We start from the raw sequence: 17,669 nt of genomic DNA on the forward strand, positions 1-17,669 counted from the left end.
AGACATCCATTTTAATTGAATTAAATACTTAAATTAATGATTAATAAACTTATCGAGTTTTCAATCAATAACAAGTTTGTTATTGCATTGTTCACTTTAGCACTGGTAATTGGTGGTATTTATAGTGTCAAACAAGTTCCTATTGACGCGGTACCCGACATAACCAATAATCAAGTGCAAATTATAACACAAGCTCCTAATTTAGGAACTGAAGATATTGAGCAATTTGTAACATACCCTATAGAGGTAGCCGTTGCAAATTTACCCGAAGTTACCGAAATCCGTTCTGTTTCACGTTTTGGACTTTCGGTTGTTACCATCGTTTTTAGCGATGAGTTGGATACGTATTTACCTAGACAGTTAGTATCTGAAAAACTAAGTGAAATTAAAGCCAATATCCCCGAAGGCTTTGGAGAACCTTTTATGGGACCAATTTCAACCGGCTTAGGAGAAATATATCAATACACCTTAGAAGTAGCCCCCGAGTTTAAAGACCAATATAGCACTACGGATTTACGTACCGTACAAGATTGGATTATTCGTAGACAAATGGCAATGGTTCCAGGAGTGGTAGAAGTTAATGCTTTTGGTGGGACCATAAAACAGTATGAGGTAACTATTGATCCGAATGAATTAAAAGCAATTGATTTATCTATTAGTGACGTGTACCAAGCACTTGAAAATAACAATCAAAATACTGGTGGTGCCTATATTGAAAAAAACCATCAGGCAAATTTTATTAGGGGAGAAGGTTTAGCACGTACCATAGAAGACATTAAGGATATTGTAGTTACCAATAAAGGCGGTATCCCAATTCGTATTAAGGATATAGGAAATGTAAAATTTGGTAGCGCTATAAGGTATGGCGCTTTGACCAAAAACGGAGAAGGAGAAGCCGTAGGAGGGATGATTCTAATGCTGAAAGGCGCCAGTTCCAATGATGTTATTGCGTCTGTGAGGATACGCATCGATGAGATTCAAAAATCACTCCCAGATGGCGTGAGTATTAAGCCCTTTTTGGATAGAAGCAACTTAATATCCAATACAACAAAAACAGTAACGAACAATTTACTAGAAGGCGCCTTAATCGTTATTTTTATTTTGGTCTTTTTCTTAGGAAATTGGAGGGGAGGTCTTATAGTAGCATCTACTATTCCGCTGTCTCTTCTATTTGCATTCATTTTAATGCATGCATTTGATGTTTGGGCAAATTTAATGAGCTTAGGTGCCATTGACTTTGGTATTATAGTAGACGGTGCTGTAATTATTGTTGAGAGTACCGTTTTTTTCCTTTTCCAAAAAATGAAAAAAACAGGAAGTATTTCTCAAGAGGAGAGAGATAAGACAACCTATACGGCAGCTTCAAAAATGATGAATACCGCTTTTTTTGGGCAATTTATCATTCTTATTGTGTTTTTACCTATTCTAGCTTTAGAAGGTATAGAGGGTAAAATGTTTATCCCTATGGCATTAACCTTTAGTTTTGCCATGATTGGAGCCATGATTCTGTGTCTCACCTATGTACCAATGGTTACTTCGGTATTTTTAAAAGTTCCCATGAAGGAGAAACAATATTGGGGGGATACAATAGTACATTGGTTGGAAAACGTGTATGAGAAGATCTTAAGAAGGGTGCTAAAACGTTCTAAAATAGTGGTCGTTTCAGCTATAGTTTTGTTTGCTATTACGATTTTTGCCTTCACTAAAATGGGTGGTGAATTTATACCGCAATTGGACGAGGGTGATATAGCATTCCATGCAATTTTAAAACCCGGAAGCTCCTTATCTGAAACCATTGAAACTACAACAAAGATTGAGAAAATCATAAAGGATAATTTTCCAGAAGCCATAGATGTTATAAGTAGAATAGGCGTGGCCGATGTACCAACAGATCCAATGCCAATGGATATTGCCGATGTGTTTATTATTCTAAAACCAATATCGGAATGGGAAAGCGCCGTTTCAAAAGAAGCACTTATCACAAAGATTAAGGCAGAAGTGGAACAGGTGCCGGGTATTAATTATGAATTCACCCAGCCTATTGAAATGCGATTTAATGAGCTTATCACAGGAGTCCGAGAAGATATTGCCGTAAAATTATATGGTGACGATTTAACTGTTTTAGCCCAAAAAGCAGAGGAAATTGGCAAACTCATTGCTAATGTAGATGGCGTTGCCGATATGAAAGTTGAAGCTACTTCGGGGCAACCACAAATAACCATTCAGTATGATAGAAAAAAACTAGCGCAATATGGTCTACAGATAAACAATTTGAACAACTTAATTCAAACCGCATTTGCTGGAGGTGTAGCAGGAACCATATTTGAAGGAGAGAAGCGCTTCGATTTGGTTGTACGATTAAAAGAAGAGCTTCGTCAAGATTTAAGTAGCGTTAAAAATTTATTTGTAAGCTTACCTAATGGGACGCAAATTCCGCTAAAAGAAGTTGCGACCATTAGCTATAAGCCAGGTCCTATGCAAATAAGTCGGGACAATACCAATCGACGAACTTATGTTGGGATTAATGTACGCGGACGCGATATAAAATCTTTAGTAGCAGAGATAAAACAGAAAATAGAAACCAATATAGATTTACCAGCAGGCTACTACGTTCGTTATGGAGGGGCTTTTGAGAATTTAGAACGGGCAACGGCTAAGTTGGAAACCGTAGTGCCAATTGCTCTGGGACTCATTTTTGTACTCATCTTTTTTGCCCTAAAATCCATCAAGCAAACAGTTATGATTTATATGGCCATTCCATTGGCCACCATTGGCGGTGTGTTTTCGTTAATGTTACGAGATATGCCGTTTAGTATTTCTGCTGGCGTAGGATTTATTGTGCTCTTTGGAGTAGCGGTTTTAAATGGCTTGGTGCTTATTAGTGGATTTAATGAATTAAAAGAAGAAGGGGTTGCTAATATTAACGAGCGTATTCGAATAGGGACACGCAGACGTATACGCCCGATACTCTTAACGGCATTAACCGACATGCTAGGGTTCTTACCAATGGCTTTATCGACAACTTCAGGAGCTGAGGTGCAACGTCCTTTGGCTACTGTAGTGATAGGGGGCTTGTTAACGTCAACATTATTAACCTTGTTCATTATCCCTATTCTATATAGATGGATTGAACAGCAAGAACATAAACAAATGAAGTTTATAAAACCAAATACTACTGTTATCACTGTATTATTATTTTGTTTTGTCTATGCCTCCCAAGCACAACAGCAAACACTTTCTATGGAAGAGGCAACTGCTTTAGCCATTGAAAATTATCCATCTTTAAAAGTTTCTAAATTTAAACTTGAAAAAGAAAAAGCGCTAAAAGCTACTGCTTGGGACTTTGGTAACACCAATATTTTTACCTCAGGAGAAGAAATAGGCCCAGAAGACGATGCTGCTTATACCACTATTGGTATAGGTCAAAACAATATTAATGTTTTTGGAATAGCTTCAAAAAATAAATTAGCTAAAGAGCATATTAAATTGGCCTCTCTAAATGTAATACTAAGTACATTAGAACTAAAGCGTAATGTTAAAATAGCTTGGACACAGGCATTCACAGCAAAGAAAGCATATGAGTCTTATAAAGAGATTGATTCTGTGTTTTCAGGATTAAAAAAAGCAGTTGATCTCCGATATAAAACAGAAGCCATTTCAAAGCTGGAATACAATGCCACCGTTAACCAAGGGCGCTTAATTCAAATTCAAAAAGAGCAAGCTTATGTAGAATACCAAATGGCACTTCAGGAGTTAAATCAGTGGTTTGCTACAGATCAAGTGATTTACGGTGTAACAACAACTAATTTAGATGCTTTTGGTGGTAGCGCCCTAATTCCAGAAGCTATTTTACAAAACCACCCTCTAGTTGGATACTGGCAAGGTGAATTGCGAGCCGCTAAGGCTAAGCATAAAGTTGTTAATTCACAATTTTTGCCAAAGTTTTCGGGGCAATATGGATTTCAGAAAATAGGCGGACAGTCTGGTTTTAATAGTTATCAAGTAGGTATTCAAATCCCCATTATTTTTGGCAAGACTAAAGGTGAGAGTAAAGCAGCTAAACTAGATATTGATATTATAGATCAAAACAATAAGCAAAAAGAACTGCAATTAAAAAATGCGTTTAACTCCAAAAGCTTACAGTTTGAACAATCCTTGAGAAACTGGAGGTACTACAAGGATGAGGGCTTACCCTTAGCTACGGAGCAACGCAATGGGGTCGTTTTATCCTATAGAGAAGGAGCCATAGATTATGTTACGTTTTTGCAAAACATAAAGAATGCCATACAATTAGAATTAGATGCTTGGAAGGCTCTTCAAAACTATTTAGAAAGCAAAATGCAATTAGAATATTTCTTAGCTTCAAATGAAAACTAAAAAAATCATATTAAAATCCGAACAGATGACTAAAACAAATTTATATAGTTTAGTAGTATTAACATTAATCGTTATGTTGGTTGCTTGCAAAAAAGGAGATCATAAGCATGATGCCAGTGGTAACCATATTGAAACTACTAGTGAAACATCAAGCCAGCACGAAGACCATGGTGAAGCCGATAATCATGAGCATGGGCACGAAGAATCATTAAAGTTTACTCAAGCTCAAATAGATGCCCTCAACATAAAAATAGATACGGTTTCTAAGCGTAATATGAGTGGCGAAATTCAGGTAAATGGAGAACTAGGGGTGCCCCCTCAAAATGAGGCCATAGTGACTACTACAATGGGTGCCAATATCCATAGCATCACAGTTGTTGAAGGTGATAAGGTGAAAAAAGGAGAAATACTGGCCTATATAAGTCACCCCGATATCATTACCTTACAAACGGATTATTTGCAAGCTAAAAACAAACTCATTTTTTTGGAACAGGACTATTTACGGCAAAAAAAGTTGTACGATGCAAATGTAGGGTCGGGACGTGATTATCAGCAAGCTAAATCCGCATTTTTAAGCACTGAAGGCCTTGTAAAAGGTTATGAAAGCAAGTTAAGGCTTTTAGGATTAAGCCCTAAACAAATAATAGCAGGGAACATTTCGCAAACAGCTCCGGTAATAAGTGCAATTGATGGCTTTATAGAAAAGGTTAAGGTAAAAACAGGACAATATGTCCAACCACAAACGGCATTGTTTGAAGTTGTTAATACAGAGCACATCCATTTGGACCTAATGGTATTTGAAAAAGATATCAGTAAAGTGAAGAACGGACAACTTGTTCGGTTTAGGGTAGAGGCTCTGGGAGATAAGGAAATGACAGCTAAAATTTATGCGGTTGGAAAATCTTTTGAGGCTGGTCCCAAAGCCTTACATATCCATGCTGAAATAGAAAACAAGGATAAGAATTTAATTCCCGGTATGTATGTTAATGCCCAAATTCTTACCGAAACTAAATTGGAACAAGCTTTACCCGATAAGGCCATATTTCAAGAAGGTGATAAGCACTATGTGTTTACGGCTAAAAAAGATGGAAATGTAGGATGGCACTTTAGCCCTCAAGAGGTCATAGTAAATTACTCAAGTAATGGTTATACAGTATTTAGTTTTAAAAACCCCATTCAAGATACTGCCTTGGTAGCACAAAGTGGAGCGTATTATTTAATGGCAGAAATGAAGAAGAGCGAGGCCGAGCATTCTCATTAAAACAATAATCGTGTTTATTACAATATAGGTTAAAAGAAGTCCCATTGAATTGACTCAATAGGACTTCTTTCGTTTTATATTTTTCCCAATAAAATATCAGGTTCAGCAATATTTTTTTGGAAAACATTCGTTATAAACCCCTCAAAGGTGTTATTTTTGCACGCTACAAAATGAGTTGCATGCTTATATCAAAGACAGAGTTAGAAGAAAGGAAAGCCGGTAAAGATTTATATAGTTATCAAAAGGGAGCTATTAGCAAAATTTTTAAAAGTTTTGAAGAGTCGCCAGATGATTATCATTTGTTATACCAGTTGCCGACAGGGGGAGGGAAGACGGTTATCTTTTCTGAGATAGTAAGACAATATTTAAAACATCATAAAAAAAAGGTGCTTATTATGACGCACCGTATTGAACTTTGTAAACAAACATCTAACATGCTTACAGAGTTTAATGTAGTTAATAAAGTTATTGATAGTAAAGCCGATTTAAGCGATCAGGCTAATTACAGTTGTTTTGTGGCGATGGTGGAAACCTTAAACAACAGGCTTAATGATGATAAATTAGATATTTCGGATGTTGGTTTGGTAATTATTGATGAGGCGCATTACAATTCATTTACTAAATTATTTAAATTTTTAAGTCAGTCATTTATTTTAGGGGTTACTGCAACGCCGCTAAGTTCGAGTATGGAATTACCAATGACCGATAACTATGATGAATTAATTGTAGGGGAAAGCATTGAATCATTGATTCAAAATGGCTTCTTAGCGAGGGCTGAAATGTTTTCATATAATGTGGGGCTTACATCGCTTGTTGTAGGTGCTAACGGTGATTATACAGTTAAATCTTCTGAAGACCTATACACCGACACCGATATGCTTAGCAAATTATTGCATGCTTACGAAGAACGCAGTAAAGGGAAAAAAACACTGATATTCAATAATGGAATCAATACCTCACTGCATGTATACGATACCTTTAGGAGAGCTGGTTATCCTGTTGCCCATTTAGATAATACGAATACCAAAAAAGAGCGCGCTCAAATATTAAAATGGTTTAGAAAAACACCAGATGCGGTACTTACTTCGGTAAGTATACTAACCACCGGATTTGATGAGCCAACTGTAGAAAGCATCATTCTAAACCGAGCAACAAAGTCTTTAACACTCTATTACCAAATGATTGGTCGTGGTTCTCGTGTATTAAAAAACAAAAAGAACTTTACCGTTATAGATTTAGGTAATAACTTTCACCGTTTTGGCCCTTGGGGCGAAGATTTAGATTGGCAACGTATTTTTAGGTCTCCCAATTATTACTTGGATTCATTGTTAAGTGATGAAGATATTGAAGGCAATTTTAGATATGAAATGCCCGAAGAAGTGCGCGCCGAATTTGCAAATTCTAAAACGGTCTATTTTGATATTCAAAAAACCTATGTTGACTCCGTAAGAAATGGAGAGTCTTCGAAAGTTGTTTTAGAGCGTTCTATTGAGCAGCATGCCAGAATATGTATAGAAAATAGCGAAGATGTTTACGATGCCTTATTATTGGCCAAATTATTAGGCGACGATATTGATTATAGGATTAAGCGATATACTAAATGCATTAGTAAGAGTACTTTTAATTTTGTAGAATGGCTTAAAGGGGATTACCGAAAAAAATTAAATGCCTATTTACGTTCAAACTTCGAGGAGGTTTTCGAGGATGTTCACGGATATGCCCCAAAAGAATAGATAAAGCGCTTTAATTTTGCTGCGATATAACAATAAGCAACAAAATATGATGTACCTTTACACTTTTGTTAAAGTGTTATATGTCATATTTGTAGACTTAATGGTGCAAAAGTGTCATTTCTAATAAAGCATGCATACTAATACCTATTCAATTTTTAAATTTTCTAAAAAGAAAATGATGGATTTTTGTACTAAACAAAAAAAGAAAAATCAAGCATAGCTACCTTTTATTTTTGTGATAGTATTATAGTGCAAAAAGACGTATATTATGTATTTAAATTTAAAGTTGAAATGGTATAAAACCTTCAGCATTAACATAAACATTCTATAATAGGGATAGAATGTAAATGCAAAGCATTGAAAAAGCCTTGCAATTAATCATTAATAATTAACCCTCTCCTAAGTAAACCATGGCAAAATCGCAAGTGACATTTAACAAGATTGAAAAAGAAAAAAAGCGCTTAAAAAAACGCGAAGAAAAACAAAAGAAGAAAGAAGCTCGTAAGGCAGAAGCAAAGGCGAGTGGACAAAAAGGTATTCAATTTGCTTATGTTGACCATAACGGAAATTTAACCGATACACCACCAGATCCTACTATGAAGGTAAAGGTAGAAGCTGAAAACATAGAATTGGGTATTCCTAAAAAAGAAGATAGAGAAGAGGAGGCTCCTGTCGATAAGCAAGGTAAAGTTTCCTTCTTTGATCATTCAAAAGGGTTTGGTTTTATAATCGATAGTATAAACCAAGAAAAATATTTTGTTCACGTTAGTGGCCTATTAGAGCCTATAGAAGAAAATGATACCGTTACTTACGAATTAGAACGCGGACAAAGAGGCATGAATGCTGTACGAGTTAAAAAAATATAGTTTAGTATATTACAACTACTTACGCTTTTTGTAGATGCTTTATTAAAAACAATTGGTATGGCTCTTTCTCGAAAAACAATCCTTATCCTATTATCTTTTTTTGCTATTTATGTTATTTGGGGATCAACTTACCTTCTTAATAAGATCGCTGTTACAGAAATAGCACCGCTTTATTTGTCTGGCATCCGATTTATTATAGCAGGTAGTATTATTTTTATCATAGCCAAATTTATGAAACTAAGCCTAGCTGTTTCTAAAAATCAGTTGGTAAATGCCTGTATTGCAGGTTTGTTGTTTCTTGGAATAGGAAATGGCCTGTTTGTATGGGCATTAAGATATGTAGATAGTGGCTTTGCGGCTTTAGAAGCCTCTACACAGCCTATCATGATTTTGGTTCTTATGCGGTTGTTTGATGGCAAAAAAATAAAAACACGCTCGATTATAGGTGTTCTGTTTGGTATTTTGGGGATTTACTTGTTAGTTAGCCAAAAAGGCTTCACAAGTAATGAAAACAGCATCATAGGTATTTGCATGATTTTTGTATGTATTATTAGTTGGAGTTCTGCAAGTATATTTGTCTCAAAGGCAGCATTACCTAAAAACTTTTTTATTAACGCAGGGTATCAAATGATTACCGGCGGTTTTATATTGTTTATTGGTAGCATTGCTGTAGGCGAACCATGGCTTTCGCCAGTAGCATGGAGTAAACCAACATTACTATCCATGGTATTATTGATTATTTTTGGAAGCATTGTCGCTTTTACTTCGTTTAATTATTTATTAAGAAATGTCTCTCCCGAAAAGGTATCTACAAATGCTTATGTAAATCCTATTATAGCTTTGCTTTTAGGATGGTATGTTTTGGACGAGCATATTAGCTTGCAGTCTATTATTGCGGCTGTTGTTTTACTTATGGGGGTGTACTTCATTAATTCAAAACGAATTGTCAGGCCAAGAATAAGTGGACGTTAAGACCGCCATAAAATACATGCTTATTAGCACTTTGGCCTTTGCCTGCATGAACAGTATAGTAAAGTACTTGATTCACATTAGTGCTTATCAAATAGTATTTTTTAGATCGATAAGTTCTTTGGTTTTTACCTTTGGCTTTCTTTTAAAACACAAAATCCCATTATTGGGAAATAATAAAAAGTTATTAATACTTAGAGGTTTAGTTGGTGTTACCTCCATGACATTCTTTTTTTCGTCCGTAAAATATTTACCCATTGGCACAGCTGTTTCGCTGCGCTATATGGCTCCCATATTTGCTGCTGTTTTTGCTATATTTTTATTAAACGAGCGTATAAGAAAAATACAATGGTTGTTTTTCTCTATGGCGTTCGCAGGTGTAGTAATTATAAAGGGACTGGATACACAAATTGATAGTTATGGCCTTCTTTTAGCTTTTATTTCGGCTGTCTTTAGCGGGTTGGTTTATGTTGTAATAAGTAAAATAGGAAAAGGAGACCATCCGGTAGTTATTGTTAATTACTTTATGGTCATCGCAGCATTAGTAGGGGGTAGCTTATCTATAGCAAAATGGACCACCCCTGTTGGGATTGAATGGCTTTTATTATTTAGCCTTGGTGTGTTTGGCTTCTTTGGACAGGTTTACATGACCAAAGCTTTTCAAATAGCATCAAATACCCAGGTAGCACCGTTAAAATACATGGAGGTTATTTTTACAGTACTGTTGGGTATTTCATTATTTGGGGAAATCTATACGTTTTGGAGCCTGCTAGGAATAGGCATGATCATTACTGGTTTAATTTTAAATGTGATTTACAAAGCAAAACAAAATAATTAATCTATTTTAATAAGCTTTGAATTGATCGATAAATCTTTATTTAGTATTGTGGCGTTTCCTTTATAATAGAGGGTGCAGTCGACCGTTGCATCAATAGAAATTGAACTGTTAACAGTAATATTGGCCATACAGTCGGCAAACATTTTTAGCTTTAAGTGCTCAACCTGTAAATCATAATTTAGAAGTGTTGTATTTACTGCAAGATCGGCCTCTAAAATATGTGCATTGCCAAACAGGTTAACTGTGGCGTCGCCAGAAGCTTCTATTTGTAATTTATTGTTAATAGCTACTTCTCCAAGAAATTGACAATTCCCCAAAAGATTAACCTTAGCATTATCTTCAATTAAAAGATTTTGCAAATGCATGTTAGAATTACCTACTGCTGTAAAATCGGTAATAGACTTGGTTGTAATGTATACGTTTAAGGTACTATTACCATCAATGAAGATATTATCCTTTAAACGAATATATAGTTTATTGTTTTCTACTGTAGTAATAATGTACTTATGTAAATTGCTATTGGCTTCAATCTCTAAAGAGGTTTCGGTATCTGAGAATTTTACATAAACATTAAAATTTCCATTGACCTCTAAATCGGAAAAATTGGAAGCATTTATACTTTTAGTAGTTATAATATTACTACCAGAAACATTTATAGAGTCTATGCTACAAGCATTTATTATAGCGATTGTGAAGCATAGTATGATGTATTTACTGTTCGATGTCATTTTGATTGATTTTTATATGTGATTTAGGTTATTGATTCATATATTCATTAAGTTTAAAAACTGGAATCCACTGAAAGTTAATAGGGTACCACTCGTTAGCTGTACCATCAATGTTTATAGAAACTTGATTGTTTTTTGTAAACACGTAATGAGTTTTAATTTTGTTTGATTTGTTATTTTTCATCCGTTTAAAATTTTATAGTTTTCTGAAAATGAAGAAACTAAAAATTTCTGCACATTCAGGAATTCGCATAAAAAAATTAATCATGTTGGTGGGTATGCAATGATGAAATTTGTTTATGCTCATTTCACAAGTTTAAATTTTAGTTAATTACATGATTATATGTTAATTAAAAAATTGAGAACGTGTGCAACCGCTTCGCTCTCACATTAAAAATTTTAAACATTGCCTTTTGTGAAAAAATGCTTAAAATTTGTTAATACTCGTTTCATCTGTTTATTTTATTTGTTTTTAATCAAAAAGAATTCTTCGACGCTCTGCGTTGGGGTTTTCGTTGAAATATAAGATTCATGAATACAAAAATTTGAAAATATTGTATATGAATAAAACGGGAATCTAAATACAGAATTTCGGTTTTTGCCCTGTGAGATCAAAATAAAACGAGCGAAATACTCCTATAGCTCTGCCTCGGGGATAGTTCATTTCAAGAAATTCTTTATTTAGTCAGATGCAATTCGCCTTTAATCATCTCGGGTGGTATCAAGAGTTGTTATGGCTCATTTCATAAGTTTTTATTTTGCTTATATCTATTACGTCCCATATTGAAAACGCCCACTTTTAAACCAATTCCTGTTGTAAATCCATTAACTCTGGTAACTGCATGCTCGGGTTGAAAATTTACTCTACTGGTAAATCTGTGTTTTATACCAGCTTCAAGCTGAATATATCTTGAAATATTATATAGGACGCTTATTCCTGGCTCTACAACAAAAACGGCCTTCCAGTCGGTATCATCGATATAGGTGTTGTTGAAATTTTCTCTTAACAATCCAATCGCACCGCCTCCCACAAGCAGCGGAAATGACAGGTTAAACTTAGACTTACCAAATAGAATAGGTTCAAGGTGAAGTCCTCCGTAAATACCTACTAAGTCTCTGTCATTTTCAGATAGTCCCTGTGTGTTCTGATCGGAATAGAAGCTCACAGCTTCAAATCCTACTTCAAACTGTTGGTTTGCTACGTAAGCTATTTTAAAGTCAATGGTATAGGTGTCGGCCTTTTTTATTGTACCGTAGCCTAATCCTATCCCAAGGTAAACACCATGAACTGTGTTTTTACGATCATTAAATTCAATGTAATTATTATTTTGCTCTTGCGCATGTAAACAGCCATAAAAACAAATAAGTAGTATGGTAACTTTTGTGGTAATGTGTTTCATTTTTTTCTTGATTTATTGATAATGTTATTTTAAGAGACAACCCGAATTGCTTAAGGTTGCATATAAAGATTAATTTGTTTATGTTTTTTGAAAGATTTATTAGAAAAGTGTACTATTCCTTTAAAGTAATGATACCCTTTTTACCATTAATGGTAAAAATACCCGTAGTTCCAGATTTGCCGTAAATAGCTTTAACATGCCTTATGCGCTTACTTTTATCCAATATGTTGGTCTCAATGTTTGCAAAAGATTTTGGCAGCCGTAAAAGGCCTTCTTCCAATTGTGCGTTAAATTGAAATGATAACCCAGAAATATTAACACTTATATTGGACGACTCTTGGTTTATGTCGACTTGCGCATCCTGATCTTTAATGTTTAAAACCCGTAGTTCGGTTACTTTCATAGAAAGGTTTATTTCACGATCAACACTATCAATTTGTACATTGGAAAATTGAAGTTCCCCGTAAAGACAACCTATATGTTCTAGCACAACGTCATCTTTACTGGATTGTAGCTCTAATGATGTTACTTTTGCAATTTTAATGATACTACCAGCTGTTTTTAAAGTTAGGTCTTTAGAAGTATTAACATACATTTCGCCATTTTTAAGATTAATGTTCCCATAGATAATGGAGTTGCATTTTAATTTCCCAAACTTCATATCCACGATAGCATTGGTAATGGTTTCATTTATCCAAAGATCACCATGTTGAAGGTTCACTTTTAATTTGCCTTTCCAACTATCTATAATAACATCTCCAAATTTGTTTGTTAGATTAATCTCTGCTTGCTTAGGTAGGTAAACAGTATAGTTAATTTCGACATTGCCTTTATCTATTTCAAATGGATTTACTTTGTTAAAGTATTTCGATAAAAAGCCAGTGTTTCTTTCAGATATTTCAGAAGTTACACTAATAAAATCACGCGAAGCCTTAATGTTTGGCTGTATTCTATCTAAAAGGTTAAGTGCATTGTCTTTTTTCCTATTCGAAACCTTAATATCTATGCTAATGGCTATTCTATTTTCATCCCATCCATTAATTGTTATGGTACCATATTTATTATCTAAGTGCAGCACTCCCGAATTGGTCATTTTGAATGTTTTCTCAATGCTATTGGTTACAAGCTCTTGGGAGAATGTCATTAGACTAGTCAAAACGAAAGTGACAGTTATTAATTCTTTATAATATGTAAACATCTTCATTTTCTATGTTTTTTGACCTGTTAATCTGTTTCAACAATTTTTCTATTAATTCTATGCGCTTTCTATAATTTATAATTATGGCCTCTAAAATGCGTTCGGAATCAATGTTTTTATGGAACTCTATTTTTAGTGTTTGGTATTCTTTATCTAATTCATCCATAAACGCAAGAAATGTTTCTTTTTCGCCTTTAGTTAGTGTTGCATTTTTATTAATTAACATGACTTGTTGCGCAACCAATCCTTTGTAGTGCTTGTCTATATCTTGAAGTTCATGTGCAACGATCGTTTCACTACCTATGGCAAATTTGCTATAAAATGTATCCACAAGTAAAAACATCCCTAAAAGAACAACAACTGAAGCAGCTACCTTTATTAGTGGATGTTTCCAAACTATAAAGTGCTTTGTTTTTTTACCGGGTGTATTTAGTCTTGGCTCAATATTAGCCCATAGTTTGGTTTTATCTGCTTTAAATTCATCAAATAAATCCTTGTTTTCTTTTATTATTTTTTCAAAATGATCCATTAAAGTGATTTTATAATGTCTATTAGCTTCTTTTTGGCCCTGTGGTATTGTGATTTGGAAGTAGATTGTGAAATTCCTAATATTTCACCAATTTCAACATGGTCGTATCCTTCAATCAAGTATAAGTTTAAGATTTGCTGATAACCAGATGGTAACAATCTTATGCCCTTATTGACTTTTTCTATTTCTACAGTAATTTCCTCATCTTTACAGGGAATATCTGTTGCAAGGTGAAATGATTCATTGTTAAAAGGTATTACTGCTATCTTTCTTTTTTTTAAAAAATTAATACTTCTATTAATTACTATTCGTTTTAGCCAACTACCAAAACTACTTTGGTACCTGTAAGTATCTAGGTTGTTAAAAGCTTCAACAAAACTATCTTGAACAATATCTTCTGCATCTTCTTTAATATGTACCATACGCATACTAACATTGTACATTGCGTCTACATATAGTTCAAATAACCTGTATTGGGAGCTTCTATCTCCCCGTTTACTATTTTCTACAAGATCACTATGGATATATAATGTATTGGCTTCCAATTAATTTTTGCTAGATGTAATGTGTCTAAAAATAGTTTTATTCTTTTAGTTACTCCTATAGACAATAAAAAAATAAAAGGGTTGCATTGTTGTCAAAAAAATATTGATAAAATCATTCTTAACTTTTCTATATTACTTAAAAGTATTTATAACTTACACTCCTTTATTATTTTTTTAAGCTTTTTAATGTTTGGCAAGCTCTTGTCTAATTTGTAATTTGCGCCGATTTATAATTAGCGCCCTTAAAATGTCATTCAAAATATTCATAAATAATATCCGAAGAAAAATTATGCATAGAATTACCAAACGTATTGGTAAGTCTTATTCGGAGCCCAAAAAAGGAAGTCTTAAAGAAGCGGATATAAAAAAAGTTTTAATTGTCAGACCTAATCATAGACTTGGGAATCAATTATTATTAACGCCTATTGTTCAAGAAGTCATCAATAGATTTCCTAATTGTGAAATCGATTTATTTGTTAAAGGTGGTGTTGCCCATCCTGTATTTAAAAACTACAAACAAATTAATAAAATCATCCAATTGCCAAGAAAGCCTTTTAGTAATTTATTTAAATATGCAAAGGGATGGATATCAATAAAAAGTAAAGCATATGATTTGGTAATTAACGGTGATAAAAATTCGTCTTCTGGTAGATTGTTAACACAAATTTCGAAAGCAAATTTTAAGGTTTTTGGAGATGTACATGAAGAAATTCAATTAAAATATAAAGATTACAAGCATATATCTAAATACCCTATCTATAATTTAAGACGGTATTTAACTAAATTGGGTGTTTCAATAAGTGAAGAGGCATTACCTGTTTTAGATATAAAACTGGATGTTAATGAAGTATCAAAGGGAAAAGAAATTTTGAATGACATTGTTAAAAACGACAAGAAGACCATTTGTATATATACCAATGCTACTGGTGATAAATGTTATTCTGAAGATTGGTGGGAAACGTTTTATGCCCGTTTGCAACAGGAATATCTAGAGTATAACATTATTGAAATGCTGCCAATTGAAAACATATCTAAAATAAATTTTAAAGCCCCTAATTTTTACAGTAAGGATATTCGGGAAATGGGAGGCATCATTAACAATGTAGCTGTATTTATTGCAGCCGATAATGGTGTGATGCACTTGGCAAGCGCTTCCTTAACGCCCACAGTTGGGTTCTTTTCTGTTACAAACCCCGATGTTTATGAGCCGTATGGTAATGGTAGTATCGCTTTAAATACTAATACTAGTAATATTGACGATTGGATTACGGCAATAAATAAAATTCTCAATTAACTATCTTTCTTGGGGTTGTTTGGTAATACTTCCTCAGGGAATGGGAATAAAATAGTCGAATTCTTTTCAGCCGCAATATTCGATAGTGTTTGATACAGTCTTAATTTAATGGCCGATGGGGATTGATCGATTAATTTACCTGCTTCTAATAACTTCCCAGCTGCCTGTTCTTCGGCTAATGCCAATATTATACGGGCCCTTCGCGAACGTTCCGCTTCAGCTTGGTTAGCCATCATACGACGCATGTTTTCAGGTAATTGTATGTCCTTAATCTTTACATCATTAATATCGATGCCCCATTCCTTCGTTTCTATTTCAACAATGTGCTTGATGTTTTTACCCATTTCTTCGCGCTTGGATAAAATGGTATCTAATTCTACTTTACCACACACATCCCGTAAAGCAGCCTGTGATAATTGGGTAATGGCAAACTTATATTCTTCAACTTCTAGAACAGCCTTTTCCGGATCATTAATTTTAAAAAAAACCACACCATCGATACTACAGGGAACATTATCTTCGGTCATGACTTCCTGAGAAACAATATTAATAGTAATAACCCTAATATCAACAATCTGAATAGTCTCTACTATAGGGATGATCCATCTAAAACCGGGTTGTAGTGTTTTTATGTATTTACCAAATCTAAATTTTAAGGCACGCTTATATTCATACACAATACGGATTCCAGATAGAAAAAATAGGATGAGTATAATACTAAAAACAGACATTGGATTCATGGTTAAAGCTATTTCAATTTTAATTATAATTATAGAATGATGCCGCGCGGCGTGTTGTAAATTCCTTAACCTGAAAAGAATTAATTCGGTTATAAATGTCCATAATAAGTTACAAAAAATATAGGACACTAGAAAATAATTGTTAAATAGACAGTCTATTAAATTTAAAATGTTAAGCATTTAACAAGAAGACTCAACATTCCATTTTATTTGTTTACTTGCATACATAATAGAATGTCTATAGGATTTGGATACAGCCATCGCTACATACAATAAAATTACTTCACTAGAAAACATTAAGGTTGCCCGTTTTGATGTTAGTAAGCGCTACACGAAACCTCACAGACATAACAAGTATCTAGAATTGGTTTTTTTTAGCAAGGGTTCAGGATTTCATTATATGGATTTAAAAAGCTATGCTATTAAACCACCCGTAGTGTTTTTAATAAAAAAAGGGGAAGTACACCATTGGGAAATAGATAGCAAGCCAAAAGGGTATGTAATTATAATAAAAGAAGCTTTTTTAGAAAAAACACTTGATAAACATATTAATACGTTGTTATTTAAGCTAGATAGCAAGCAGAAAATAAACATTCCAGAGAAAGACTTAACCATACGTAAGTTATTTAAGATTTTATGCCAAGAAGCCAATCAAGAAAATGCCCAACAAGATATTGTAGAAGGGCTTCTAAAAGCTTTAATATCGAAAATAGCAAGCTATTCTAGTTTGGATGGTATAAAAATGAATACTGTAGATACCGCTACCCGCTTTTTAGATATTTTAAGCAAAACCCTTAAAAACAATGTGGGTTTTTATGCAGAGCTCTTAAATGTCACACCTCAAAACCTCAACCAAATTTGTCAAAAAAGCTATAATAAGACAGCTTCCCTAGTTATTGCCGATTTTCTTATTAAAGAAGCAAAGCGTTTATTGGTTTACACAAGCAAATCGGTAAGTGAAATTGCTTTCCATTTTGACTTTAAAGATGTTTCCCATTTTATTAAATACTTTAAGAGACATACAGGGCATACACCCTTACAATTTAAAAACAATCATTAATAACGTCTTCAACTTAATTTGGTATTGACCTTAACTTTTACAAATAAACCATTTAAACGTGTTTTGATAACCTATATTTGCACCTTTAAAATTGTAAACTCAATTCTTTTAATGTGAAATGAACCACAACT

Annotated in this window: 15 protein-coding genes; 8 read left to right on the top strand and 7 right to left on the bottom strand. The window is 33.8% G+C overall.

Annotation, left to right across the window (positions count from 1 at the left end; all coding sequences use genetic code 11):
* The first annotated feature begins 36 nt into the window (after window positions 1-36).
* The 6 genes from JF259_RS14145 to JF259_RS14170 all read left to right on the top strand — a co-directional run bounded on the left by JF259_RS14145 (window position 37) and on the right by JF259_RS14170 (window position 10,044).
* Entirely contained in the window at window positions 37-4,377 is a 4,341-nt protein-coding gene (locus JF259_RS14145; protein WP_199116162.1) for a CusA/CzcA family heavy metal efflux RND transporter, read from the top strand.
* Between the two features lie 25 nt (window positions 4,378-4,402).
* Window positions 4,403-5,638: an efflux RND transporter periplasmic adaptor subunit gene (locus tag JF259_RS14150; protein WP_199116164.1), complete on the top strand. Its 1,236-nt coding sequence runs from the start codon at window positions 4,403-4,405 to the stop codon at window positions 5,636-5,638.
* 179 nt (window positions 5,639-5,817) lie between these two features.
* Window positions 5,818-7,371 carry a DEAD/DEAH box helicase gene (locus JF259_RS14155; RefSeq protein WP_199116166.1) on the top strand — a complete coding sequence of 518 codons (1,554 nt, stop codon included), beginning with the start codon at window positions 5,818-5,820 and terminating at the stop codon, window positions 7,369-7,371.
* Between the two features lie 410 nt (window positions 7,372-7,781).
* Complete coding sequence (locus JF259_RS14160) at window positions 7,782-8,237, top strand: cold-shock protein (RefSeq protein WP_199116168.1); 456 nt, start codon at window positions 7,782-7,784, stop codon at window positions 8,235-8,237.
* 57 nt (window positions 8,238-8,294) lie between these two features.
* The gene (locus tag JF259_RS14165; RefSeq protein WP_199116177.1) at window positions 8,295-9,209 is read left to right on the top strand and encodes an EamA family transporter; all 915 of its coding nucleotides are present in this window, start codon (window positions 8,295-8,297) and stop codon (window positions 9,207-9,209) included.
* Between the two features lie 16 nt (window positions 9,210-9,225).
* Entirely contained in the window at window positions 9,226-10,044 is an 819-nt protein-coding gene (locus tag JF259_RS14170; protein ID WP_199116233.1) for a DMT family transporter, read from the top strand.
* Here JF259_RS14170 and JF259_RS14175 read toward each other — a convergent pair.
* The 6 genes from JF259_RS14175 to JF259_RS14200 form a co-directional block, all read right to left on the bottom strand.
* On the bottom strand, window positions 10,041-10,772 hold the full coding sequence (locus tag JF259_RS14175; protein ID WP_199116179.1) for a GIN domain-containing protein: 732 nt from the start codon (window positions 10,770-10,772) through the stop codon (window positions 10,041-10,043). The two genes, JF259_RS14170 and JF259_RS14175, sit on opposite strands and share 4 nt — an antisense overlap.
* Window positions 10,773-10,800: 28 nt before the next feature.
* On the bottom strand, window positions 10,801-10,956 hold the full coding sequence (locus JF259_RS14180) for a hypothetical protein (RefSeq protein ID WP_199116181.1): 156 nt from the start codon (window positions 10,954-10,956) through the stop codon (window positions 10,801-10,803).
* 559 nt (window positions 10,957-11,515) lie between these two features.
* The gene (locus JF259_RS14185; RefSeq protein WP_199116183.1) at window positions 11,516-12,172 is read right to left on the bottom strand and encodes a hypothetical protein; all 657 of its coding nucleotides are present in this window, start codon (window positions 12,170-12,172) and stop codon (window positions 11,516-11,518) included.
* Between the two features lie 112 nt (window positions 12,173-12,284).
* Window positions 12,285-13,376, bottom strand: coding sequence for a translocation/assembly module TamB domain-containing protein (locus JF259_RS14190; RefSeq protein WP_199116185.1), 1,092 nt, complete (start codon window positions 13,374-13,376; stop codon window positions 12,285-12,287).
* Window positions 13,354-13,899, bottom strand: coding sequence for a hypothetical protein (locus JF259_RS14195; protein WP_199116187.1), 546 nt, complete (start codon window positions 13,897-13,899; stop codon window positions 13,354-13,356). The genes JF259_RS14190 and JF259_RS14195 overlap by 23 nt, the downstream gene beginning before the upstream one ends.
* Window positions 13,899-14,444, bottom strand: a complete 546-nt coding sequence (locus JF259_RS14200) for an RNA polymerase sigma factor (protein WP_233164294.1) — start codon at window positions 14,442-14,444, stop codon at window positions 13,899-13,901. The genes JF259_RS14195 and JF259_RS14200 overlap by 1 nt, the downstream gene beginning before the upstream one ends.
* Before the next feature lie 289 nt (window positions 14,445-14,733).
* On the opposite strand from JF259_RS14200, the gene JF259_RS14205 reads away from it, so the two are divergent.
* A complete protein-coding gene (locus JF259_RS14205) occupies window positions 14,734-15,738 on the top strand; it encodes a glycosyltransferase family 9 protein (protein ID WP_233164295.1) in 1,005 nt (334 codons plus the stop codon).
* Here the strand turns inward: JF259_RS14205 and JF259_RS14210 are convergent.
* Entirely contained in the window at window positions 15,735-16,469 is a 735-nt protein-coding gene (locus tag JF259_RS14210; RefSeq protein WP_233164297.1) for a slipin family protein, read from the bottom strand. The two genes, JF259_RS14205 and JF259_RS14210, sit on opposite strands and share 4 nt — an antisense overlap.
* A 256-nt stretch (window positions 16,470-16,725) precedes the next feature.
* Here JF259_RS14210 and JF259_RS14215 point away from each other — a divergent pair, with 256 nt between their 5' ends.
* Window positions 16,726-17,538 carry an AraC family transcriptional regulator gene (locus JF259_RS14215; RefSeq protein WP_199116199.1) on the top strand — a complete coding sequence of 271 codons (813 nt, stop codon included), beginning with the start codon at window positions 16,726-16,728 and terminating at the stop codon, window positions 17,536-17,538.
* The last annotated feature ends 131 nt before the right edge of the window (window positions 17,539-17,669 follow it).

This window comes from Snuella sedimenti (assembly GCF_016428595.1).
GTDB lineage: Bacteria > Bacteroidota > Bacteroidia > Flavobacteriales > Flavobacteriaceae > Snuella > Snuella sedimenti.